The sequence below is a fragment of the Candidatus Paceibacterota bacterium genome (genome assembly GCA_041661265.1).
In the GTDB taxonomy this organism is placed as follows: domain Bacteria; phylum Patescibacteriota; class Minisyncoccia; order JAHIHE01; family JAGLIN01; genus JBAZUT01.
Genome location: JBAZUT010000013.1, coordinates 1 through 24,727, shown reverse-complemented (window position 1 = coordinate 24,727; position 24,727 = coordinate 1). Strand labels below are relative to the sequence as shown.

The 24,727-nt window shown below is 44.8% G+C and carries 18 protein-coding genes; 9 read left to right on the top strand and 9 right to left on the bottom strand.

The window, feature by feature from the left end; all coding sequences use genetic code 11:
* Positions 1-18: 18 nt before the first annotated feature.
* The 8 genes from WC788_07885 to rpmH form a co-directional block, all read right to left on the bottom strand.
* On the bottom strand, positions 19-1,557 hold the full coding sequence (locus WC788_07885; protein MFA6097520.1) for an O-antigen ligase family protein: 1,539 nt from the start codon (positions 1,555-1,557) through the stop codon (positions 19-21).
* A gap of 145 nt (positions 1,558-1,702) precedes the next feature.
* Positions 1,703-2,119 carry a hypothetical protein gene (locus WC788_07880; GenBank protein MFA6097519.1) on the bottom strand — a complete coding sequence of 139 codons (417 nt, stop codon included), beginning with the start codon at positions 2,117-2,119 and terminating at the stop codon, positions 1,703-1,705.
* Positions 2,120-2,300: 181 nt separating this feature from the next.
* A complete protein-coding gene (locus WC788_07875) occupies positions 2,301-3,734 on the bottom strand; it encodes a flippase (GenBank protein MFA6097518.1) in 1,434 nt (477 codons plus the stop codon).
* A 38-nt stretch (positions 3,735-3,772) separates the two neighbouring features.
* On the bottom strand, positions 3,773-4,282 hold the full coding sequence (locus WC788_07870; protein ID MFA6097517.1) for a R3H domain-containing nucleic acid-binding protein: 510 nt from the start codon (positions 4,280-4,282) through the stop codon (positions 3,773-3,775).
* 18 nt (positions 4,283-4,300) lie between these two features.
* Positions 4,301-5,065: a membrane protein insertase YidC gene (gene yidC / locus WC788_07865; GenBank protein MFA6097516.1), complete on the bottom strand. Its 765-nt coding sequence runs from the start codon at positions 5,063-5,065 to the stop codon at positions 4,301-4,303.
* A 72-nt stretch (positions 5,066-5,137) separates the two neighbouring features.
* The gene (yidD, locus tag WC788_07860) at positions 5,138-5,380 is read right to left on the bottom strand and encodes a membrane protein insertion efficiency factor YidD (GenBank protein MFA6097515.1); all 243 of its coding nucleotides are present in this window, start codon (positions 5,378-5,380) and stop codon (positions 5,138-5,140) included.
* 18 nt (positions 5,381-5,398) lie between these two features.
* Positions 5,399-5,743 carry a ribonuclease P protein component gene (rnpA, locus tag WC788_07855; GenBank protein ID MFA6097514.1) on the bottom strand — a complete coding sequence of 115 codons (345 nt, stop codon included), beginning with the start codon at positions 5,741-5,743 and terminating at the stop codon, positions 5,399-5,401.
* 45 nt (positions 5,744-5,788) lie between these two features.
* The gene (gene rpmH / locus WC788_07850; protein MFA6097513.1) at positions 5,789-5,923 is read right to left on the bottom strand and encodes a 50S ribosomal protein L34; all 135 of its coding nucleotides are present in this window, start codon (positions 5,921-5,923) and stop codon (positions 5,789-5,791) included.
* A gap of 771 nt (positions 5,924-6,694) precedes the next feature.
* Between rpmH and dnaA the strand changes: the two genes are divergently transcribed.
* The 7 genes from dnaA to WC788_07815 all read left to right on the top strand — a co-directional run bounded on the left by dnaA (position 6,695) and on the right by WC788_07815 (position 13,004).
* The gene (gene dnaA, locus WC788_07845; GenBank protein MFA6097512.1) at positions 6,695-8,056 is read left to right on the top strand and encodes a chromosomal replication initiator protein DnaA; all 1,362 of its coding nucleotides are present in this window, start codon (positions 6,695-6,697) and stop codon (positions 8,054-8,056) included.
* 315 nt (positions 8,057-8,371) lie between these two features.
* Complete coding sequence (gene dnaN, locus WC788_07840) at positions 8,372-9,568, top strand: DNA polymerase III subunit beta (GenBank protein MFA6097511.1); 1,197 nt, start codon at positions 8,372-8,374, stop codon at positions 9,566-9,568.
* Between the two features lie 12 nt (positions 9,569-9,580).
* Positions 9,581-9,874 carry a DUF721 domain-containing protein gene (locus tag WC788_07835; protein MFA6097510.1) on the top strand — a complete coding sequence of 98 codons (294 nt, stop codon included), beginning with the start codon at positions 9,581-9,583 and terminating at the stop codon, positions 9,872-9,874.
* Positions 9,875-10,042: 168 nt separating this feature from the next.
* Positions 10,043-10,261, top strand: coding sequence for a hypothetical protein (locus WC788_07830; protein ID MFA6097509.1), 219 nt, complete (start codon positions 10,043-10,045; stop codon positions 10,259-10,261).
* A 42-nt stretch (positions 10,262-10,303) separates the two neighbouring features.
* Complete coding sequence (locus WC788_07825; protein MFA6097508.1) at positions 10,304-11,017, top strand: ATP-binding cassette domain-containing protein; 714 nt, start codon at positions 10,304-10,306, stop codon at positions 11,015-11,017.
* Between the two features lie 151 nt (positions 11,018-11,168).
* Positions 11,169-11,930 carry an ABC transporter permease gene (locus WC788_07820; GenBank protein MFA6097507.1) on the top strand — a complete coding sequence of 254 codons (762 nt, stop codon included), beginning with the start codon at positions 11,169-11,171 and terminating at the stop codon, positions 11,928-11,930.
* 27 nt (positions 11,931-11,957) lie between these two features.
* On the top strand, positions 11,958-13,004 hold the full coding sequence (locus tag WC788_07815; protein MFA6097506.1) for an ABC transporter substrate-binding protein: 1,047 nt from the start codon (positions 11,958-11,960) through the stop codon (positions 13,002-13,004).
* On the opposite strand, the gene WC788_07810 is transcribed toward WC788_07815, so the two are convergent.
* Positions 12,985-14,298, bottom strand: coding sequence for a hypothetical protein (locus WC788_07810; protein ID MFA6097505.1), 1,314 nt, complete (start codon positions 14,296-14,298; stop codon positions 12,985-12,987). The genes WC788_07815 and WC788_07810 overlap by 20 nt on opposite strands.
* A gap of 45 nt (positions 14,299-14,343) precedes the next feature.
* Here WC788_07810 and WC788_07805 point away from each other — a divergent pair, with 45 nt between their 5' ends.
* Both WC788_07805 and WC788_07800 read left to right on the top strand, forming a co-directional pair.
* Positions 14,344-16,122: a hypothetical protein gene (locus WC788_07805; GenBank protein ID MFA6097504.1), complete on the top strand. Its 1,779-nt coding sequence runs from the start codon at positions 14,344-14,346 to the stop codon at positions 16,120-16,122.
* 174 nt (positions 16,123-16,296) lie between these two features.
* Positions 16,297-24,727: fibronectin type III domain-containing protein (locus WC788_07800; GenBank protein MFA6097503.1), on the top strand; the 8,431-nt coding region annotated here is incomplete at its 3' end.

Sequence of the window (24,727 nt, the reverse complement as noted above, 5' to 3'; positions counted from 1 at the left end):
TTTTTTAATTTTGAATTGTCATTTTACATTTTGATTTTTGCATTTTGCATTTATAGTTGCTGCTACTGCCAAAATCACCATTAATATTGATAGCACCGTCGGAGAATAGATCGCGGTGTCAAAAAAACTATGAGTCAAGAACCAGACCAGGGAACCGACGAGACCGAACGAAAGAGCTCTTTCGCCTATATTGTCAGCATATTTACCCGCCCGGTATAGTCCGTATATCGAAGCGCCAAACAACATGATCCACGCAAAAAGAGCGAAAATTCCCATTTCCGCGCCTATATCCAGATAAGTATTATGCGCATAGATAGGAGTCCTGTAGTCCGCAGTCGGCTTAAGCTCATAAGAATAGTTCCCGATCCCGACTCCGAAAAACAAGTTGTCCGCGAACATTTCATAGCCCTGTCCCCAATTCTTCATTCTTTCGCTATTCGACCCCTCGCCAAGATCGAACGAAGAAACAAAGCGCGCAACAAAGGACTGTCCGTTCGTTGCGCCAAAGAGCGTAAGTATCGCAAAAAAAGAGCCAATTATGAACTTTTTTTTGACGCCGAAATATTTCCAGCCGAGAATAATGAGAATTCCCAGTCCCGCAACCATGCCGATATATCCCCCTCTTGAAAATGTCAGCGCTTCAGACAGGATCATTATAAAAATAATAATACCGACAATGGTTCTGCTGCGGAGGATCAGGCTTCCGCCATCGCCGCAGTCTTTGCCATAAAATAGTCCGAACGAAATGAGTATCGGCAGGATCAGCCCCATATAGAATGAGAACATGTGAGGATCCGGAAAAAGCGAGAACACCCGGAGCAGAGTCGCTCCGCTCACATTCACCAGCCAGCTCGGATTTGAAACGACTTCAGCTCCGAACTCGTTGCCATAAAAAATGGGTGCTATAGTTTCCGACCAGAATTCCATGACCGGATCTATTCCCAGGATGAACTGCGCCGCAAATTGGGCAAGTCCGATAAGAGATATCAGGAAGGCTCCCAAAAAAAGCGCGTCCAAGACCTTGTAAACAAATCTCTTGCCGTCAAAAGAGGAAATCACAAAATATAGGGGAAAAATGGAAAGAAATACGAGTATTTTCCTGGCAGCTCTCTCGTCTTCAAATGCCCAAAGCATTGAGAACCCGGCAACAAATAGAAACAAGGAAAGGAAAACTATCTGCAAGCTGAAATTGATATTGACCTTCTTTTGAGCAAGACCTTTGATGAGCCAGACAGCGAGAAGGATCAGAATGAAGACCCTTCCCGACGCAAGATCTATCCCGCTTGAAATATTGAGCGCAACCTGGAAGGGGAGATAAAAAATCAAAAAAAGAAGGGCTGTATCAAAATATCTATAGACACAAACAGCGGACATGAGCAGTCCGATCAAGATGAGAACCGAAAAACTGTGAAGCGAGATCAGATATCCAGCCGCAATTGAAACTAATAATATGCCCAAACTATATTTCATTTTTGAAAAAATAAGATCCATAATCAATGCTTCTTCTAGGTTACGAAATCGCCCCTGCCATCCCGAACTTGTTTCGAGATCCACCATGTTTTAAGTATAAATATATTTTTATGTAACAGACGAAGATTCTGAAACAAGTTCAGAATGACAGTTTTCTTGCATTCCGTTATTTGAAGCAATTTACAATTATTATGGATTATTATTCGATTTGAGGCAAATAAAAAAGGATGGCCTAGCTGTTGTTTCCGCATCCTTGTATAATTATTTTCCTCAGTTCACCGCCCTGAAGATTCACACAATCTCCCGCTCTGAAACCCAGTTCTTCTTTTGAACTATTAAAGATTTCTGCATGGGGAATAACCGCCTTTGTCGATGGACTCCACTCAATTAGGGCCGTTACATATTTATCATCTAACTTTATCGTGCCTTCTAATAAATATATCTTTCCTGGAACCGGCTTCTCAAAATACGGCCCTTGTACTGGAATATTGTATAAAAGAACCAAAGACACGATTATGATTATTATTCCTAGAACTATTTTAGAGCCTCCTTTTTCTTTAGTCCCTAAAGCCAAAACTCCTCCAACGATAACTGCAAGTCCCGCCATAAGCGTTAGAATGAACGCTATTGCTGGTATTAATGTTTCCATGTTTTCCTCCTATATTTTCAATATACGCTGCTAACAATAATATTTTTTTGTCGACAAGATAAGTCTATTTAGCAGTTGAAACGATCTACAAACAAATTACAGATCAATTGAATGGCTAAATAACAGTACATTATAGCGCATATAATCGAAACGTCAAGGTTCAACGTCTCATTATCAAAAACTACGCCTCTCTTCTTAATATTTTCTTTATCTCCTCATGGGATATCCCGCCGATAAGATAGATTCCGGGAACATACACCAAGCCGCCTATTATAACAAGATAAAATATGTTGAGATAGCTGAATGCATAAAGGAAAACAGCCATAACCAGAGAAACGGCCAGAGCCTTGTATAGCGCCTTAAAAGAAGGAAGATAGCCGATCGATCTATAAATTACAACAAGCATCAACGACGTCACCAAAAATTCCGTTGCGACCGTCGTGTAGGCTGCGCCAAAATATGAATATTTAGGAATGAAAGCCAGGTTTCCTGCGACGTTGAAGACCGATCCCGCAAGATATATCTGGGCAAGCCTGTTCTGCTTATTCGCTACGATTATTATATTGGAGAAAAGCGCTCCGAGAAAAATAAATCCCAATGCGATCATCAATATTCCAAGGATCGCAGGAGAATCTTTGAATCCCGTAGGCGCCAAAAGTCTGATTATTTTTTCACTCGTCATTATAACTCCGAATACTATCGGAATCACCGCGATGATGAGAAAATCCAGCGTTCTCTGGGCGATCGACTTGAATTTTTCCCTGTCTGAAAAAACATATTTGCTCATAATGGGCATCGTAAGCCCGACGATCATGGCCGGAAAAAATATCAGGTTTTCCATTACCTTGAAAGAAAGTCCGTAGACCCCGACCGCCTCGCTTTCTTTCATGATCGAAAGGAAGATCGTGTTCAGTTTGAAATATATCAGGACCAAAATAGCCGCAACCGCAAGGGGAATCGATTCTTTGAGAAGTTTTTTCCAAAAAGAAAAGTCAAAACTTGGACGTATCCTCACATATTTCGATGCATACCACAGGACAAGGATCAGGTTTGCCAGCGACCCAAAAGCTATCGCTGACACAATATAGAGAAATCCGTAATCATATTTCACGAAATACCAGACGAAGGAAAGCTGCACGATCCGGCCCCCGATCTCAGCCAGGGCAAGCTTGTCCACGCGAAGATGTTTCTGAAAAAGCCCTGTCAGGACCTGAAGATTCGAAAGAAGCCAATAACCAACTGCCGCTATGGCGATCCCCGCCTTGGTTTCATCGGAGTAGGGGAATGGAAGCGAGAAAAAATAGGCCGAACCCAAAATAAACAATCCCGCAACCGTCCTCAGGGTAAATGCATTGCTGATGATCCTTCCTTCATCCGCTCCGGGCCTTGAAATATCCCGCGCCACGATCGAATAAAGCCCCAAGTCCGCCAGCACGGAAAAGATATAAACGAAGGTCAGAACGATCGTGTAATCGCCGAAACCCTTCTCCTGGAGATACGCGGCCACTAGCCTGATAATTACTAAAGCAAGGGCCATTTCGACAACGCGGGCCCCTGCTGAAAAAAAAGCATTATATATTATTTTTTGCGTCAGATTAAGACGATCTAATTTCATTATATGGAATTTATCTTGCAAAATAGCTGATACGCGGACTATTCCTTGTTTTCCACATACTTGATTATTATCCTTCTCGTCAGATTCTCCCCGACACTTTCCGTCGTAAGATTCTTTCTGTTCGCGATCTCCATGTGTATCACTTTTCTCTCATAGGAAGACATCGGCCTCAAGGCCACGGAATTTTTGCTGAACATGACCTGATTCGCAATGGTCTCGGCAAGCTTTACCAGGGATTCTCTTTTCTGCTTCTTATAATTATTGACGTCAATATTGAATTTTATTTCTTCCTCGGTCAGATCCGGTTTGCTTTTGCTGAGTATGTTCCTTTTCACGATCACCCCGGTGAGATGCTGGATGCATTGCAGATTGGCGCCATATTGCCCGATCAGGAGGTTCGGATCTTCGGTTTCGAGATTAATGGTGAATATCTCCTTCCCATCACCCATCTCTTCGATCCTCTCTTCGCTGATCTTTGCGCCGACTCCCATTGCCGCAAGCAAGTTATTGACGGTTTCTTTCACATTTCCCTGGATTGTTTCTTCCATATGTATATATTAATCTTATTAGCTATTAATATTTTCAGCCTTGTTCTGTTTTTTCATTATAAGGTATTGCTGAATAATTGCAAATGCCGTGGTCACAGCCCAATAGAGAGCCAATCCGGAAGGAAAACTCTGTGCGAACATAAAGGTCATGACGGGCATAATGTAGATCATCTGCTTATTCATGATCTTGGCGAAATCTTGCGTCTGGTCTGCTGCAGTTTTTTCCTTATTTTTTTCCTTGTTTTCCGCCTTGTCTTCCTTTGTTCCCATAAGCATCTTGGTCTGATAATACTGTAATATCCCGGCAATAAAAGCCAAATACACATTTGGAACGGATAGATTTACAAAATTCAAAGAAATAGGGTTCAGATGTGTGGGATTGTAGACATAGCCCTGATAAAGCATTGAAAGGCTCGCATCTTGGAATCCATTCATAAAAACCTGGTAAAGAGCTATCAAAATGGGAAGTTGAATGAGAAGAGGCAAACATCCCGAAAGGGGATTGATCTTGTTCTTCTGATAAAGCTCCATCAGTTTTTTCGCCTGTGTTTCTTTGTCTTCTTTATACTTCTGCTGAATTTCCTTGATCTTAGGCTGTATCTCCTGGAGCTGTCTCTGGCTCTTAATGGACCTGCTGTTCGTTCCATATAAAAGAAGCCTTACGAATAATGTCAACAGTACTATTGCCACGCCTATATCATGTCCGGGGATGACATTATAGAACCAAACAAGAAGATTGAATAAAGGCCTATATATGATCTCATTGTAAATATATGCTAACATTCTTTTTGTTTTTTAATTTTTAATTTATGCCTTTTAGCTCCGAAATATGGCCTAAAAACCATAAATCAAAAATCATCTGACCGGATCAAATCCTCCCTTTGAATATGGATGGCACCTTAGGATCCTCCTGGCGCCAAGATACCCCCCCCTTAGCAATCCGTGTTTCTCAATAGCCTCATATGCAAACTCGCTGCAGGTAGGAGAAAACCTGCAAACCGCCGGTTTTCCATATCTTAAAAAAGAAAAGAAACCATGGTCAAGAGACAAGGTTTTTTGGTAGATCTTTATTGAATTTAACACGATCTTTTTCAACACAATATATAAATACTAATTTTATTCCTTGTATAATCCAGACTTTCTTAACAGTTTTTCCACAGCCCCATTTATCTCCCCGGATTCCTTTTCCAGAATGCTGTTTTTTGCTATGAACAGGCAGTCATATCCTTCTTTCAGCTTATCCTGCAAAGACCTGGCTGCCTCCCTCAACAATCTTTTTATCCTGTTCCTTTTTGCAGCTACGCCGGATATCTTATTGCTTACAATAAAGCCGAATCTCGTTACTCCCAGTTCATTTCTCATAGCTTTCATCAAAAGACAATGCTCGGAAAAATAAACTCCTTCTTTTGATATCCTGTCAAAATCTTTCTGCTTTCTTAGTCTGAATTTTTTATCTAGCATTTAATTAGAAGAATAATTTCTCAAATCCTCTTGGCAGCTAAAACATTATACAGTGAGTTTTTTCCTGCCTTTTCTTCTTCTTGCGGCCAGAACTTTCCTTCCGCCTGCGGTTTGCATTCTTGATCTGAAACCATGCTTTCGCAATCTTTTCTTCTTCTTGGGCTGATATGTTCTTTTCATATTGTTTAATTCTGATTATTATTTAATTTAAACTATGTTTAGTATAGTATGCTTTGCAAAGCTAGTCAATAACTGAGCCAAAAATGATTAATCACGCATTGCCGAACAGCAGATTGGGTCTTGCCAAATAGCATTCCGCCATTCCCGATTTCAGAAAGATACGCTTCAATAATCACATTACTTGGCAAAAAATCAACGACTACTTTTTGAACAATAACGCCTCCGTATTGACTTATTGTATCATTTGTTTCATATTATTTGATTACATTGTCCATTGCACTTATAAATTCACAAACACCGCGCATTGCCATATCGGATATACGATAAAAAACCACTCCTACTAAATACCGGAAGCTTCTCCCTGGCCCCCACCCAGTTTATACACACCATTGCCACATAATAGGATTTTATCAATAATATAGCCTAAAATAGCTTGTTTATGGCGTTTTTATCCGTATTTTATATCTAAATAACCTTATCCATACATGCTAATTATCCTCAAAATCTTTTCAATAACTATACTCTTCCTGAATAATCCACAGTCTCCCCACACTATCCACATCTTATAAACACCCTGCTCTTGTCTAAGCCATTGTTATGTTGTGGATAAGTGTGCTATAATTTGCCTAGTGCCGTAATAACCTTGATTTAAAACAAAAATCACTGAAGGATCTGACTATACTTTGTTTTATTAACGAGATCGGACTGGCAAAATCAGGTTATAAATGGAGCCATCAGTATTTTTTTGCCGTAAACCAATCATATAATACAATGACAAATGAACAGTTGTGGCAAGCCGTCCTTGGCGAATTGGAGCTTTTTATAAGCAAAGCCAACTTCATCACCTGGTTCAAAAACACGTCAATAATGTCCAGAACCGAAGACGAAATGGTTATAAGCGTACCCAATGGATTCACCAAGGAATGGCTCGAAAATAAATATCACAAGTTTATTTTAAAAGCTGTCACCAGTATTTGTCCCAATATCCGAAAGATCACCTACAAGATCGGGGGCACGCCAAATGCGCCTGGACGAAAGATGGGGGAGTCTGATGCGCCCAGACAGACCGATGAACCGATGGCATATCCCAAAAACGAGAACAATGGCAATTCGGTGCTTAATCCGAAATATACATTTGAAAACTTCATTGTCGGTTCTCATAATGAGCTCGCTCATGCTGCCTGCATGTCTGTCAGCAAGAATCCCGGGATGGTTTATAACCCTCTTTTTATTTACGGGGGAGTGGGGCTCGGCAAGACCCACCTCTTGCAATCCATAGGAAATGAGGTTCTGAAAAAAACACCGGAAAAAAAGATCAAATATGCATCAAGTGAAAAATTCACGAACGAGCTTGTTGAAGCCATCTCCGGAAAGAACACAAAACCTTTCAAAGAGATGTACAGGAAGATCGATGTCCTCATCATAGACGATATCCAGTTCTTGGCCGGCAAAGAAAAAACCCAGGAGGAGTTTTTCCATACTTTCAACACTCTCTACGAAAACAATAAGCAGATCGTCCTTTCAAGCGACAGGCCTCCGAAAGCAATTCCCGCCCTGGAAGAAAGACTGAGATCCCGATTCGAAGGCGGAATGATAGCTGACGTCGGCTTTCCGGACTATGAGACCAGACTTGCGATACTGAAAGCGAAGATCAAGGAAAAGAATTTTGATATGCCGGAAGATTCAATAAACTACATAGCCCTGCACATACAGAAGAATATCCGCGAGCTGCAGGGGGCCTTGAACAGAGTGATGGCGATATGCGAGCTTGATAACAGCCATCCCGACCTGAAGAAAACTACAAATATTCTCGCGAATATCATCTCTCAGCCGATAAAGAAAGCAACAACTCCCAAAGATATCATGAAAACGGTATCGGATTTCTACGGCATAACGGCAGAGGATCTTATTAACAAGAATAGAAAAAAAGAGATCGTAAAACCCAGGCAAGTCGCGATGTATCTTATGAGAACGGAAATAAAGACATCTTTTCCGTCCATTGGAGGCTGGCTGGGCGGACGCGATCACACTACGGCAATGCATGCTTATGACAAAATTTCCAAAGAGATCGAATCTGATAAGGTGATCGAACAGGAGATCAATCTGATAATAGAAAGAATTTATAATGGATAATTTTGGTACTTCTGTGGATAGTCTTGCCGATATCCTGTTGATAAGCGCTTAACAACTCTATAATAGACTGTGGTAAACAGACATGATAATGTTGATAAGAACGGACAATCTACAAAATAATAAATATCGGATATCAAATATTTCACTTATCCCGATTCCACCCACCTACTTCTGAATAGCTTATACACACCTTAACCAAACGAAAAACATTTAATACAAAACCCTTAACGCACATTTCCACAGTTTTCCTCCTTACTACATCTATAACTTATTTAATTAAACTATTATATATAATTAATCATAATAGAAATTCATATGAAACTAACCTGCACGCAAGAAAACTTAAATAAAGCTCTGAATATAGTCGGCAAGGTTGTAAATAAAAACACCACCCTCCCGATATTGAATAATATCCTTTTAAAAACAGAAAAAAAGGGATTGAAATTGAGCTCAACAAATCTGGAATTGGGAGTCAGCCATTGGATCGGTGGAAAAGTGGAAGAAGAAGGGGAAATTACCATTCCAACCAAATTGTTTGCAAATTTTATATCAAATCTTCCGAGCGGAAATGTTGAAATAAGGCTTCGGGAAGATATGCTTAGTGTGAAATGCAACGGATACAAAACGAATATAAAGGGTATGAGCGCAAAAGAATATCCATTGATGCCAAAGATCGACGCCGAACCGATATTTAAGATCGCGAGTCTGGAATTCAAGAATGCTCTTGGCCAGGTTTTGCCTGCCGTTTCAAGCAGTGAATCAAGAATGGAACTTACGGGCGTGCTTATGGATATATCTGAGATAAAAAAGGGAAAGATCGTGCTGGTCGCAACCGATAGCTACAGGCTTGCGGAAAGAACAATAATTTTAGACAAGAAAGATGTAAGCGATGATGCATTAAAAACTCTTGGAGACGTGGGTTCGGTTATAATTCCCAAGAATACGATTCAAGAACTGGCGAGGGATCTGGATGACGAAGAAGAGGTTTTAGAGGTGATGATATCCGAAAAGCAGATCCTTTTCAATTTTGGGCGGTCAAGCATGATATCAAGACTGATCGAAGGAAAATATCCTGATTATAAACAAGTTATACCCGAAACATATCTTGTTAAAACTGAGGTTAATACTAAAGAGCTTCTGAATGCGATCCGTGTGGCAAGCTTGTTCGCAAACACTTCGAGTAATAGCATTGAACTTAAAATATCAACCACGGCCGATAATGTGGAAGTCAGCGCGGAAACCAGTGAAGTGGGAAGCAATACGACAAGGATCGCTTCTGAAATAAACTTCAATCCTTCCAGGGAGGGCAAGGAAAAAAGAGCAGAGCAAGATAAAGTTCAAGGCGGAGACAATTTTAGCGTAGTCTATAATTACAGATATCTTTTGGACGGGCTTAACAGTATAAATGGAGAAAAGGCGGACCTGAAGATCAATGGTGAAAGCGCCCCGACCGTTCTAAGCTCGCCCGGAAAAGAGAGTTTTATTTATGTAATTATGCCGATAAGATCCTAGTTGTACCATATTATGCTTTCAACGATAAACAGCGGTTTAAAAAGATCAATAAACAAAGCTGGCATTGTAAGGCAAGTCGATGCGGCAAGAGCCTGTGAAGCATGGCAGGAGGTGATAAGTGGAATGTTTACAAAGGAAGTTGCGGAAAGATCCCATGCCTTGAGGTGCAAAAACGGAGTCATGACCGTTGCGGTTCTCAGCTCTGTTTTTGCTCAGGAGTTCAAGTTTAAGGAGGATGAAATAATCAACGCGATCAACAAAAAAATGGGCGCAGATGTCGTGAATAAACTGAGGTATGAGATGTAAGCAGCCATTATTAAGAATCTCCAGGATCAACAGTTCAAAGACTTATTGTATGGCTATATCAATATTGGATAGGTGAGTGACGCGTGATATGATTGTTCTATAAATAATGCTATTTCTATGACCCATACCGATAATTTAAAAAAAAGAATATCGTACACTTTGCTTTGCATGCTGTTCGGTTTCAGTCTGGGTGTGATCTTTCTATCTTCGGTCATTAATCTCGGGGATGCCGGATCAAGATTGAAGAATGCCGCAAGTATCGGAAGAGAAGGAAGCGTCCTGAGCGACAGCAAGAACGAAGAAGACTGCGTCATAACTGATAATCAGGCTATCCGGGACAACAGTGAGAATGACACTCTTTTCATAGGCTGTAATGGGTTTTTTTAGAGCAGGTTCGTGGCAGATTTCACTCCACTTTAATGAGCCGATATGCTTGAAATCAAAGATCTTCATGTTAAATATAAGAATACCGGAAAGATAGCTCTTCGCGGTATTTCTTTTTCTGTCAAAAAAGGAGAAATGGTGGCGATACTCGGGCCGTCGGGATCTGGAAAGACCACTCTGCTTAATATTATTTCCGGCCTGCTGGAGAAAAATAAGGAGATCGAAGTTCAAGGATCGATCCTTGTCAGTTCGGCAGGAGGCCGTTCCGACATAAAGACGGTTTTTCAGGAGCCGACTCTCCTTCCCTGGAGAACCGTAGCTAAAAATATTTCTTATGGTCTGGAGATCAAAAAAACTCCGAAACAAGTGATAATAGAAAAAACAAATAAGGCCATGAAAATAGTGAGGCTTGAAGAGTTCAAAAGCTACTATCCGCATCAGCTTTCAATTGGAATGAAACAGAGGGTCAATTTTGCGAGAGCCCTTGTCTGCAATCCCGGAATAATCTTGCTGGATGAGCCCTTTTCCGCGCTGGACATAAAGACGAAAAAGGAGATACAGGATGAATTTCTGAAGATTATGAAAGCCAATGATATCACGAGCATTTTTGTTACTCATGATCCGAACGAGGCATTTCTTTTAGCGGACAAAGTAGTTGTCCTGACAAAAAGCCCGGGATCAATGAAGACTATAATAGATAACCCGGGTAAAAGGGGACTGCTGAACATGAAGGATTGTGCCGGATTATATGAAGAATAACCGATACAGGTGCCGGATTCAACCTACAAGATGCAGATCACAAACAAAATAAAAAACGCGCCGTTTGGGAAATGTTATCCGTCTGTAATTTATCTGTTGGGAGCAGTGATTTAAACAGATCTAGTGACTTGCATATCCATTATTATGATCTATGAACATACTCTCTTGGCTTAAAAAAAATTATATAAGTTTCATATCCATCCTGGTTTTTTTTGTTTTGTGGGAAGCCATAGCAAGGTTTAATTTCATTAATCCGCTTTTTATAAGCAGTCCGTCGAAGATCTATAAATCAGGAAGCATGCTTGTTTTGTCAGGGGAGATATTTCCGCATGTTTGGATAAGCCTGAAAGCGTTTTTTGCGGGCTTTCTTGCCGGTATTGTTCTGGGGGTCTTGGGAGGATTGGCGATAGGATACAATAAATATTTATATAAGATCTTCCTTCCGTACGTTCTTGCTCTCAATTCTCTTCCGACGATCGCGATCATTCCGCTAGTGATCATCTGGTTTGGGATCGGGATAGAGGCAAAAATAATCATAGTGCTTTTAATGGTCATAAAGCCTATACTTATAAATACGATAAATGCGGTCATCAACACTGACAGAAATATAATAAAAATGGCAAAGTCATTCGGAGCTTCTCATTATCAAATACTGAGCAGTATTGTGTTTTTCAGCGCGCTGCCTTTCATTTTTTCCAGCTTGCAGATGGCGATAGGTAGGGGTATTACGGGGCTTGTCGTGGGGGAGATGTTCGGCTATGGGAAAGGGCTTGGCTTCCTTGTGTCTTTCTATGGCAACACTTTCCAGACGCCAAGGCTGATGTTTGTGGTGACAATCCTGCTTGTCATAAGTTTGACCATGAGCAGGGCCGTTCATGCCTTAGAGGGGCAAATAATAAAATGGAAAAATTAATTCACTAAATAAAAAGATATAAAAATTATGTCAAAGATAAAATTGATATTGGTGTCAATATTCGTAATCGCAGGGGTATTGGGAATATATGCGTTTATGAGCAAAGGCGGAGATATTTCCACGGGAAAAGATAAAAGTTTAAATAATCTTTCCGGCGGGTCAATTGATAAAGAGTACCGAAATCTGAAACTGGTCTATTCCGAAGAAGTTGAGGAGGTTGCATTTTTGCTGGATTTCATAAATGAGAAGGGGATATTCAATAAGCACGGTCTTAATGTCGAACAGGTTCCGACAGGGAAAGCGACCGATGCTCTCGCTGCGGGCGAGGCTGATGTGCAGATCTCAGGACCCACGGGTCCCTTGTCGATCTTTTTGGGAGGAGGAGAGTTGAAACTTCTTGCCGATGTTTTTAACAAGTTCAACAATTTCGGGGTCTCGCGTTTCCCAGAAGAAAAGAGGAGCGAGATCAAAAAAGTGGCCATAAAATCTTTCGGAAAAGAACCCCAGATCGCCATGATAGTCGCCCTGAAAAGCCTCGGGATCGATACCGATAAGGTAGAATTCGTCGCAGTCCCGGCAATATCGGCAAGGCTTGATATGATGGAAAAAGGAAATATCGATTTCATGAATATACAGTCCCAAAAAACCATGCTGGAGATCGGAGACAGGGCGAATAGATATTACGTGATTGATCCGCCCGAAATGCAAAAGGGAACATATTCTTCGCATGTGTCGATCATGACGAACAAAAACGCCCTGGATAATAAGTCCGGGGAGCTGAAGGATTTTGTGCTGTCAGTCCAAGAAGCGCTGAGTGCCATGTCAGATAATCCCGAGGAGACGAAAAGCTTCATTCAAAGTAAATACGGTTTTTCACAGGATATTTCAAAGGGATTTTGTGACCGGCTCTGGAAGGCGCTCGAAAACACTCAGTTCATTCCGGATCCGGGCCAGAACAGGAGCCTTTCCGACCTGATAAAAAAAGAATTCAAAATAACCGATTCTGAGGCGAATGCCGACGACTTCATCTATCCCGATTTTGCAAGGGAAGCGGTCAGTTCAGGTGCGAAATGATGTTCTTGGTCTTTTCCGAATTTTCCGGCCAGGCATCGACAAAAATGATCTCCAGCGGATAAAAAATATCCTGATCGGCCAGCTGCTTCAGCGTCCTGTACGCTCCGAGCTGCAGACCGGAGCTGATCATATCTTCCAGTTCTTTTTTGAGCCGGTCAAGATCAGAGCGGTTCCTGAAGTTGTTTTTTAATTTGAGATGAAGCTGCAGTTTCGGTTTGATCTTGCCTGCAGAAGGCTCTTCAAATACGTGCATCTGGAATTGGGGATCGACATATTCCTTTGCGGTATCGGTCGCATTGGCTATGAGTTCCGCGTATAGCGTTACACCCGAGAACTTTAAGACGTCGAAATTCATCCTGCCTCCGAGAGTGAGCAGAAATTTTTCTCCGCAGGCGCATCTCAGATCCGATATCGACCCGATGTCATTCGTTTTGTAGCGGATCAGCGGAAATGCTTTGACCTCTAGGTCGGTGTGGATCAGCTCGCCGCTTTCTCCAAAGCCCAGAATATTTCCCTCCGTGCCGGCAACCTCTGCCATCTTGTTCCTGGCCGGATGGAACACATAAGGCCTTTCATCCCTTGCCAGATGTTCGCACCGATATCCTCTCGACCCTCCCGTTTCCGAAGTTGAGAATCCGAAATCGATCAAGGATTCCGGGAAGATCGATTTGAAATACTGTAATTTTTGAGCGGAGCAGAATTCCGCGCCGAGATGTATCCATTTTATATTCTTTGTTTTGAATCCCGTATCGGCAAGATGTTTTATGAAAAAATAAAGTTTTGTGGGCGTGGTTATGATAGCTTCAATTTGCAGTTCTCTGGCCAGTTTTGCGGTCATCGGCAGATTGTTCGCATCCCCCGGCACGATGACAATGTTCTTTCTCGGCATAGTGAGGTGTTTTATGAAAGCGGGCGAAAGAGGGGAATGGATCGCGAGCACGCGCCGGACTCCCATCGACGATATTTTTGATTCATTGAAATCCATATTTTCATAGCCGAAGGAGCAGTGGGGGACTATTGCCGGGATCTTATTGTTCGTTGTTCCGCTTGAAGAGGAGAAATATTTTATCTCGTCCGCGGCGACAAAAGTTCTTTTTTCCACGGGTATGGCCAAAAACTCATCTTTTTTCAAGAGTGGTATTTTCAGGAAATCGTCATATGATCCAATCTCTTTTATCTCCAGTCCTTCGTATTTTTTCCTGTAAAAATCCGAATAAGTATTTTCCAGGACGAATTTCAATACCCTGTTTATTTTTGCTATAATGTCTTTGTTGAATGTCGTCGCTTTTTCCATAATATGGCGTATATGGCTGTAAAAAAAATAATAATCTATTCTGTTTTGATCATAGTAATTATATCATCGGCTTTGTTTTTATCAAACAGAACATTTCCGGGAGGTACATCGAAGCCTGTCGGAATGTTTCCGGGAGAAGGCGATGTGACGAAAAGCGGTGCGGCAGATAACGGACGCGTTCCTTATTATGCGGATCTCGTCATCGAAGGAATAAATCTCGATAATGATGATTCGTCATATTCCGTGAGGCAAGGAGAATTTTTTCAAAACGGGATCGGGCTGGATCCGGATGAGAACAAAGAAAAAACGGATCGTATCCTGAGGCTCGCCCTTTTCTACCAATGGGCGAAAGAAGATCCGCTCATGGCAAGTTCGACTTTGGATGCGGAAAAGATCGGCCTTTCCGTTAATTCGCTGAAAGCGCATCAGGACGAGTTCATTAAAACATTCGGATACGATGCCGATATTTTCGCGGTCGGTTTTTTCGGAAAATATATTGATTCGTCAATCGCGTATCGTGATCTTTCAAAAAACATATCTGAAAAAAATGCCCGGATCCTTTTGGGCAAGATGGAAGATGCGGACAATGCATATAATAAGGATGAAGAAAATTTAAGCGGGGCGGTTGAGGACCTGAAGAAAAACGGTTTGGGCGAAAAGAGGCTTGTGTTTTTGACCGGCGACACATATACCACGGCGGATATAGTGCTCCGGGACCTCGAAAAGATAAAAGAAAATTCCGCCAGGATCGAAGCCGAAATTGAATTAAGAAAAGAATGCTTGCTTGGCTCTCCGGCTGATTGCATCAGGCCGATGGAAAATTTTGGGGAACCGGAAGCTATGGCGGCGGACAATATTGAACCGGAAATCTTGCCGAAAAAAATCTTGAATCTCCGGGACGATGTCGATTACTCCGGCCCATACGAAGTGAATTCTTCTTGTTGGAAGAGTCCGGCGGGAAGCAGACAGTATCTATATGTTTCGCAGGAATGTGCGGATGCCGATGGTTATTGCCTGGAGTCGTCAAATCTTGGGACCAATATTTATTTCGAAAAAGTTGAAAAGGGGAACCTGCGTTTTGAAAAATATATCAGAGAGCAGGGAGTTCTGCTTATTCCTCAGTCCGCGACGAACCCCTATGAGTGCATGAACCTTGAATTTCAGCCCAGGCTCGCAACGATAAACTATTTCTATAAAAAATATAAGGATAAACGTTTTTATGAAGGGATGAAAGCGGGCGATATCTTCCGGGAATTATCTTCCGAAGCAAAAGGAATAATAGAAAAAGGCGTTGAAGCGGAACAGAAGTTTTTCGATGTAAAATATCCCTCTGAATACGAATTGGAATACTTGGGAAACTATTATGGCTACACTTACTCATATTTTTCTAAAAACAAAATAAATGCCGGGAAGGATGACCTTCTAGAAAGGCATTCGATCATCAAAGAAAAAATGGCTGACATTGATCTTGTGGTGAACAAGATATTGAACATATTTTCGGGATATCGGAAAAAGGCCGGTCCCGATAACCCCCCCCTAAAGGCGTATATATATTTCGTGAGAAGCAATTACTCGATCTTTTTTCTGAATTTTTCTTCCGGAGTCTGGAGAAGCGATGGAGGTCTTGGGTATTTGAACATCAAGGATGATTTGATCGGCAAAGGGGAAGTTCTGCCGGTGTTTGTGATCGACCGCAATGATGCCATCAGGGCATATGGAGAAGAAAAAGTGCAGGAATGGCTGGATGTGTATAATAAAAATGTTCAAAAAAGATATGGAACATATGATTGGAACTTGGATGCGCTGAAGAATATGAGCAATTGAGTTCGTTCTTATACGCTTCCTTGAATTTATGTTGCGTTTGGGATGCATATATTGTATAATAAGTCCAATGGATCTCAACTGAAAACGTAAAGCAAGTTTTTGGGGCAGTATTATATTATTGCCCGTAATGTCGTGAGCGGCTCCAGTGTTGTTTACCGGTATAAAAATACAAAAATGAAACTGCTGGTTTTATATGAAAAAATAGAACTGCTTATAGGAAAAATAAAAAAAGAAATTGTCCAAAGGGGAACGAAAGGCAATTTCATATCCAAGTATTTTGTTTTACTCGAATTATATATTTTGGAAGGCATGAGACTTGTCGTAAGGCTGGTATGCCTTCTTTTTGGAGACAGCGCCGAAAACTTCCTCATTTTTTCAAGGCTTGGGAGGGAGTCTGTGATATTATGCAACAATTCCTTCTGCCAGTATAAAAAAATGGAAAGGAAGATCAGATTCCTTTCCAGGACAGCTTTTATTCTTGTTGCGGTATCGACCATAGTTTCGACCGCGATCCTCTATTTTATACTTCCCGGGAAACCCACTTCATTCGGTATGACATTCACATGGACTCAGACCGATTGGTCCGAGGGTCCGGATCTCGGGACCAATGCTCAGCACCCCGACAATTCGACTGCAAGCTGCGATGTCAACAATCCGGCCGATCCGGACTGCTGGAAAAAATACAACGATAATCCCAAGGGAGCGAATATAGTTACCGGATATAGCGCTGATGGAGGATCTGCGGGCGAAGTGAAACTTTCAAAAATATCTTCTTCGTGGACCCAAACCGATGATGGTTCGACGAATACGGGATTCAATAACGCCGGAGCGTCTACATCGAGCGTGCTGGTGAGCGGGAGCGGGGATAGCGCCTATGTCCAACTGGATGTTCTGCGTCCTGCCGCGCCCGCTACGACCAATCTTATCGATCTTTCGGTTCAGGCGGATTGCACTGCTGCGGGCGGAGGAACGGTTTCCGGAGGGAAATGTCCCATAACTTTCGCTTCCGGAACCTATACGGTGCCTTTTGATAAGAACGCAGATGGCGTTTATGAAGATGGATATTATAATGTGAGCACTTTTACGGTCAATTCCGGAGCGACTCTCAACGTCAGGGCCTATAACGGTACGAGCGGAGGAAAATTCGTTCTTATTGCAGATACGGTCACGGTTAATTCTGGAGGTACGATTAGCGGGAATGCCAAAGGGTATCTGGGTGGAGCGGGAGGGCGCACATGGAATGGCGGGGGAAATGGTTGGTCTTCGTCTTTAGGAGAAGCTGGCAGTTCGGGCACAAATTCAGGATCATACGGAACACCGGGCGGAACCGCTGGAGCAGCTGGAACCGGTGGCGGATACTCAGCAGGCGCGGGAGGGAGCAGTGTTGGCTCACGTCGCGGAACAACAAGTGGCATGGATATTGATATGGGAGGAGGCGGAGCGGGAGGCGGAGGACCAGCCTATGTAAGTGCTTACGGAACGGACGGTCAACTAGGCGGAGCAGGCGGAGGAATGGTGTATTTATATTCTTCCGGGAATATTACGATAAGTGGAAGTGTGACTTCTAATGGAGGAGCGGGTGGAGCAGGCGGCAATGGCGGAGCTGGCGGTTCAGGAACAGCAGGGGGCGGCGGAGGCGCAGGTGCGGCCGGAGGAGGAATACTTCTTAATGGTGATTTAGTGACTGTTGGCGGTTCCTTATCAACAAACGGCGGCGCAGGCGGCGCAGGCGGCGCATTAGGATCTGGTTCTTATGGTCCTCCCACAAACGGATCTTCCGGACAATCGGGCGGCGCAGGCAGAATAAAACTTTTCTATAATACTAAAAGTGTCACTGGTACATTATCCGCAACGGGTCAGGGCGTGGCCTATAGCGGATGCGACAGCGGAACCATCAATTGCGTTAAAGCTATAAGTTCACCAGATGATATCAGCACGACTGGAGCGACGGATCTTTCCAGTCCGGCAAATTGCGTTGCGTCAGCTCTGGGGGGAGGTACGACCACGGCATCGATCAATGGAAGCAATAAATGTGACTGGACTCCGGGGAATGGAGCAGTTATTTCGGGTAAATATTATAATATAGGCACTTTTACCGTGGCTGCGCTTACGACTGTGAACATTGCTCCATATGATCCATCGACAGCACCCAACGCCGGAAGGCTTGAGATCCATGCCACGACTGTGGATATTCTTGGAACTTTGAATGGCGTCGGAAAGGGATATCTTGGAGGACAGACCCCGGCAAGCAGCGGAACATTCAATGGTTCATATGGATCTTCCGGAGGGCCGGGAGCGACTGCGGGAGGAAGCTGCGGCGGAAGCAATGCCGGAGGTTCGAGTGTGGGCACGGCGGGAGTGGATATCCGCGGAACTGATACCGGCACGGATGTTGATATGGGCGGCGGATCCGGCGGAGGAGGGAACGGAGGAGGGACAGGACAGGCGGGCAATCCCGGGGGAGCGGCGGTATATCTTTATGCGTCCGGCACGAACACGGTGAGCGGAACCATAAACGTGACCGGGGGAGTCGGAGGCGCCGGAGGATCGAGCACGTGCGGTTGTGCTAAGACATGTTCTGGAACTGATGCCGGAGGCCAGGGCGCTGGCGCGGCCGGAGGCGGAGTTTTGGTTAATGGAAATAACGTTGTCGTTAGTGGAACGCTCAACGCTAATGGCGGAGCCGGAAGCAATCTGGGAGGAAGCGGCAGGATAAAAATATTGAGCTTTGGGGGCAATATAAATACGACCGGTGCGACATTGTCCGCGGTCGGATATAATTCAAACTATTCCGGCTGTGCGACAGGCACTATCTATTGCCAGTCGGCGACATATAGTTATGTCACAGCTGGAACGTTCACGTCCCAGATTTTCGATACCGGGCAAAAGACCGCCACTTCAGGCGGATGGGGGACGATCACCTGGACCAATAACGGCGTTCAAACTTTAAATATTCAGGCCCGGTCTTGCGATGATGCAAGCTGCAGTGCCACTGGAAGCGTTGATGAATCGGCAACAAAAGTATGGGATACGAATTGTTCGAATATCACAAAAGGCGCGGCGCTTTCCACGGGAGGATGCATTACGAACAGCGACAGATATATTCAGTACCGCGCGTCATTGGGATCGTCTGTAGGCACTATAACTCCCACCCTTTCAGATATAACAGTTTCATATAACTATTTTCCATCTTCACAGAATCTTACTTCTTCGCCTTTCAATTCGATCGATGCGGGAAATGTGATCGCGGTGATCTCGTGGGTGCAGGATGCCGCTTTGCCCGCCGGAACATCTTTGAAATTCAAAATGCAGACATCTCCGACCGGAAGCGTATGGAGCGATTGGAAAGGACCAAGCAACACGACGGGAGCGGAAGATAATTTCTATTACACCACGGCTATTGACAGGGATTCTTATTGCCTCGACAGCGGAGGAACCATTACATGCACCGTACCCGCAGGACATGACTTCAAGACCGGAGCCAACGATACGTGGTTCCAATATAAGCTCTGGCTTAATTCGGACGGAGCCGATACTCCCACTCTGAGCAGCGTTTCCGTAAGCTATGTGGTGAATGCCACTCCCCAGGTCGCAAATGTAGTTGCGAGCCAGGGGTCAAGTGGCATAATCTCCGCATCGTATGATATGTCAGACACTGATTCCGAGAGTCTTAACGTGTCTATTTTTGCCGATTTCGGCATAACTTTGAATGAAGATCCTCTCACGAACATAGACACCAATGCTATAACTATTGCCGGGACCAATGTCTCCGCTCTTCCGACCTCGTGCTCTCCGGCGTGCAGAATACAGATCGAGAATGAAGAGATATCATATACTTCAAGGGCCGGAAACAATCTGGGCGGTACGATAACCAGGGGCGTCAATAGCACTTCGGCGAATAACCATCCAATAAGTTCTACAGTTTGGCTGAAGGCGACATCCGCGAACACTACGGGCGATCTGGGAAGTCAGACCGCAGTGTGGGATAGCGTTGATCAGAGAAACGAAAAGAGCGGAACTGTCACATGGACCGTGAAGTCCGACTATAACGGCCTTGTGTGCCTGGCGCCGTCGTGCACCGGCAGGATCAGATTTGTGGCCAATGACGGAAATATCGCCAATCAGGTCAGCAATGAAACCGGAGCGACTGCAACGCTTGATCTTGATACCAAAGACCCTATTCCCGCCGCATCCAATCCCATCATCATCGATGCTTCGGCCGGCCTTGCTTCTTCGGTCCTCACCATAACTGCAACCGATGATTCTGTTCTTGAGATGCTCGTGTCCAACACTCAGTCTGAAGTGGACAGTGAAACCATCTCCTGGGTTTCTTTTCCGAATAACACCGGCACTCCATATAGCTACAACTGGTCTTTTGTGACCGATCCTGACACAGTCTATGTCAAATTCAAGGATGCGAAAGGCAATAAATCATCAACTATCAACAAGGCGACCATTCCCATTCTCGAATCTTTCATGATCCAGGATACTTCCAACGTGATCCTTGATGCGAGCGGCAATTCTGCCAACGAGTTCCGCAGTTTCATAGCCTGGAAGACCTCGGCTATCGCCAATTTTACAAGCTACACCCTGGAAAGTTCGTCTGACGCCGTCGCATACACTCCACTCAATGTTCAGACAACCCAGTCCACCAACTACTATGCCCATCAGCCCCTAACTTTCAATCAGGATTACTATTACCAGGTCTATCAGCAGGATTCCATAGGAAACAAATCACCCAGGACATCCGCCAAGCATGGAAGGGCGAACGGCACCCAGGATTTTGATGAGGGAGGAGGGGGTGTTCCCGGAGGCGTGGACGGAGTTGATCCTGTCATTACCCATGACTATACGACCCAGATCACAAGCGTCACATCGACCGGCGCCACCATTTCCTGGTCAACTGATGAAGCCGCTGATTCTTTCATAGCCTATTCGACCGATCTTACATATTCCACAGAGCAGGGATCTTCATCCCTGGAGCTCGGAACTCCTCCCATAGCTCACAGCGTAAGCCTCATAGGTCTTGCCGAGAATACGACCTATCACTACAAGATAACCTCAAGAGATGCCGCGGGAAATGTCGGCTCTTCCCAGGATGATGTCAATTACATTTTCACGACCACGACCGACAGCCAGGGCCCCGTCATCACTTTCAATCAAGGCGCGAACCTCACCTACACCGACTCCACTGCCGCTATCACCTGGACTACGGATGAGATATCGACATCAAGGATAGACTATGGAACCAACACGAACTACAACGACACCAATTCTCCCTCCACTGATGCCAGCTATAATATGGATCACTCCATAACCCTGGCCAATCTTCTTCCCGAAACCACTTACTATTTCAAAATAACCTCAGTGGATAATTCAATAAGCAATAACTCTTCATATCTGGATAATTCAGGTTCCGGATATTCCTTCACCACTCTTGCTTCCCAAGACGTAACCCCGCCTTTGATATCTGTCGTATCCTCCGGAACTCCCGCATACAACACTGCCACCATCACCTGGACGACCGATGAAAACTCCGGTTCTCTCGTAGATTTCGGAACAAGTACATCCTATGGCACCACTCAGGGAAACAGCGCTGATTCGACCACAAGCCACACTGTAACGTTGGTGGGCCTCATCCCCAGCACCCCGTACTACTTCCAGGTTAAATCCATGGATGCATCGGGGAACATGAGAACAGAGGATAATACCGGAGCCGGATATACCTTCACCACTGACGTCGCTCCCGATCCTGGAGACACAACACCTCCTGCGATATCTGCAGTATCGAATAATCCGTACGTAACCGCTACCACCGCAACACTCACCTGGACCACGGATGAAGCTTCGGATTCAGTTGCGGGTTTCAGCTTAGACACTTCATTTACAACCGAACAAGGATCAGCCACGACCACCACCAGCCACAGTGTGATCTTGGTCAACCTTGCTCCGAGCACTACCTACTATTTCCAGGTGAAATCAAGGGATGTGAACGGAAACCTGGGGCGCGATAACAACTCCGGCGCAGGATACACCTTCACCACTCTTCCCGGAGGCGATGCTCTCGATCCCATAATCTCAACAGTGAGCATAACCAACATAACTTCATCTACAGTCAAAGTCACCTGGACCACCAATGAGAACTCCAATTCCCTCATAGACTATTCCAAAACTTCGGGAGTGTTCACATCCACCCAGGGAAAATACCAGGACAATACCACTTCGCACACCATCACCCTGGTCGGTCTTGATGCCAGCACGAATTACTATCTCCAGGCAAGATCCGCTGATCCATCAGGAAACGAAGGAAGGGATTCCAATGGGGGAACGGGATATACTTTCACCACCCTGGCCGGAGCAGACTCAACGCCTCCGGTGATAACATTGGTATCTTCCGGATCTCTTTCATATTCCAGCGCCACCATCGCTTGGACCACGGATGAAGTCTCTAATTCTCTTGTGGATTTCGGAACAGACACCAATTATGGAACCACCCAGGGCAATAGCGCCGATGCGGGCACATCTCACAGCGTCACCCTTACCGGACTGGCTCCGAGCACCATGTATTATTACAGAGTAAAATCCATTGATTCCAATGGTAATCTTGGTTTCAGCGACAACTCCGGCTCAGGCCACACCTTCACCACTTCCCCGGGGCTCGATCCCGGAGACACCACTCCTCCTGCCATCACTTTCAATTCGGGCACTGACATTTCAAGCATAACCGCGAACGGCGCCACCATATCATGGACAACGGATGAACTGTCCGACTCCATAGTGGGATACAGCCTTGATACTTCGTTTACTACCGAGAAAGGATCGGCTTCCCTTACTTTAAGCCACAATGTCACCCTGACCAATCTTGCTCCCAATACCGCTTACAAGCTGCGCCTTAAATCAAGAGATAACTCGGGAAACCTTGCCAGTGAAAGCAATTCCGGAGCAGGCTACTCTTTTACCACTCTCGCAGGAGGGGACACTATCAGTCCTGTCATATCCGGCATAGACATCCCTTCGAATGGCATAACCTCAAGCTCTGCCACCGTGAACTGGACCACGGATGAAAATACCAATTCTCTCATAGACTATTCCAAAACTTCGGGAGTGTTCACTTCTACTCAGGGGAAATACCAGGATAGCGCCATAGCCCATTCCGTAATACTTTCAGGACTTGAAACTGATACTGCATACTATATCCAGATAAGATCAGCCGATACGGCCGGGAACGAGACTACCGATGATAATGCGGGCGTAGGCTATACTTTCACGACCCTATCCGGAGCAGACTCAACCCCTCCCGTGATAACTCTGGTCAATTCCGGATCGCTTTCATATTCCAGCGCCGCCATTACCTGGACCACAGACGAGGTTTCCAACTCTCTCGTGGACTTCGGTTTGAATACCTCCTATGGCACCACCCAGGGCAATAGCGCGGATGCAGGCACTTCTCACAGCGTCACCCTTACCGGACTGGCTCCGAGCACCATCTACTATTACAGAGTGAAGTCCATCGATTCCAACGGGAACCTGGGATTTAGCGATAACTCCGGCTCGGGCCACACCTTCACCACCTCCCCGGGGCTCGATCCCGGAGACACCACTCCGCCGATCATCACTTTCAACTCCGGCTCTGACGTTACGGGAGTGACCGCGAACGGCGCCACTATAACCTGGACCACCAATGAACTTTCCGATTCCATAGTCGGCTACAGCCTCGATACTTCGTTTACTACCGAGAAAGGATCGGCTTCCCTTGCCACGAACCATTCGGTAACTCTGACCAATCTTGCTCCCAACACCTCCTATAAGTTGCGCCTTAAATCCAGGGACGGTTCCGGGAATCTTACCACTGACAGCAATTCGGGAGCGGGACACGCTTTCACCACTTCTACTGGAGGGGACACCATCAAGCCTGTCATATCGAATGTCGCTGCAGCAAGCACGACCGATACCACCGCCACTATCACCTGGACCACCAACGAGAATTCCAATTCTCTTGCCGATCACGGAACAATCCTCGGAACATATTCCGGAAGCGGAGGCAATCCCACTGACAGCGTCACATCCCATTCCATAGTCCTTAAGGGACTGACCCCCGCTACGCTATACTATTTCCGCGTCCGCTCATCCGATTCCAACGGAAATGAAGCTGTGGATGCGGGAGGAGCTTCGGGATATTCCTTCACCACTCAGGCCGCAGCCGCAGCCTGTCCCACTGTCTCCTGCGGAGGAGGATCCAGTATTACCCTGGACACCAACCCCCCTATCATATCCGGCATCAAAATTACAGATGTTACTGCGACCTCAGCGATAGTAACTTGGGAAACTAATGAGAACGGTTATTCACTGGTCAAATATGGGGAAAATATTGAATATGGGAAAATTGATGGCTCTTATGAAGATAACGTCAAATCTCACAAAGTAAATCTGTTAGGTTTGGTCGCCGATAGTACGTATAATTACAAGGTAGCTACAGCCGATTCCTCCGGCAATCTCGCCCAGAGCGACAACCTCACTTTCAAGACCCTGGCCATAGAGGATCTCACCCCCGAAGAACAGAAGACGGAAGAAGAGAAGCAGGGAGACCTGGCACAAGAGATCCAAA

What these genes read in the sequence shown, in the direction of transcription:
- WC788_07820 (MFA6097507.1), top strand. Translation starts at nt 11,169, where the DNA reads ATGAACATACTCTCTTGGCTTAAAAAAAATTATATAAGTTTCATATCC.
- WC788_07885 (MFA6097520.1), bottom strand. Translation starts at nt 1,557, where the DNA reads ATGGTGGATCTCGAAACAAGTTCGGGATGGCAGGGGCGATTTCGTAAC.
- WC788_07815 (MFA6097506.1), top strand. Translation starts at nt 11,958, where the DNA reads ATGTCAAAGATAAAATTGATATTGGTGTCAATATTCGTAATCGCAGGG.
- WC788_07835 (MFA6097510.1), top strand. Translation starts at nt 9,581, where the DNA reads ATGCTTTCAACGATAAACAGCGGTTTAAAAAGATCAATAAACAAAGCT.
- yidC (MFA6097516.1), bottom strand. Translation starts at nt 5,065, where the DNA reads ATGTTAGCATATATTTACAATGAGATCATATATAGGCCTTTATTCAAT.
- WC788_07810 (MFA6097505.1), bottom strand. Translation starts at nt 14,298, where the DNA reads ATGGAAAAAGCGACGACATTCAACAAAGACATTATAGCAAAAATAAAC.
- WC788_07875 (MFA6097518.1), bottom strand. Translation starts at nt 3,734, where the DNA reads ATGAAATTAGATCGTCTTAATCTGACGCAAAAAATAATATATAATGCT.
- rpmH (MFA6097513.1), bottom strand. Translation starts at nt 5,923, where the DNA reads ATGAAAAGAACATATCAGCCCAAGAAGAAGAAAAGATTGCGAAAGCAT.
- WC788_07825 (MFA6097508.1), top strand. Translation starts at nt 10,304, where the DNA reads ATGCTTGAAATCAAAGATCTTCATGTTAAATATAAGAATACCGGAAAG.
- WC788_07880 (MFA6097519.1), bottom strand. Translation starts at nt 2,119, where the DNA reads ATGGAAACATTAATACCAGCAATAGCGTTCATTCTAACGCTTATGGCG.
- rnpA (MFA6097514.1), bottom strand. Translation starts at nt 5,743, where the DNA reads ATGCTAGATAAAAAATTCAGACTAAGAAAGCAGAAAGATTTTGACAGG.
- WC788_07870 (MFA6097517.1), bottom strand. Translation starts at nt 4,282, where the DNA reads ATGGAAGAAACAATCCAGGGAAATGTGAAAGAAACCGTCAATAACTTG.
- WC788_07830 (MFA6097509.1), top strand. Translation starts at nt 10,043, where the DNA reads ATGCTGTTCGGTTTCAGTCTGGGTGTGATCTTTCTATCTTCGGTCATT.
- dnaN (MFA6097511.1), top strand. Translation starts at nt 8,372, where the DNA reads ATGAAACTAACCTGCACGCAAGAAAACTTAAATAAAGCTCTGAATATA.
- dnaA (MFA6097512.1), top strand. Translation starts at nt 6,695, where the DNA reads ATGACAAATGAACAGTTGTGGCAAGCCGTCCTTGGCGAATTGGAGCTT.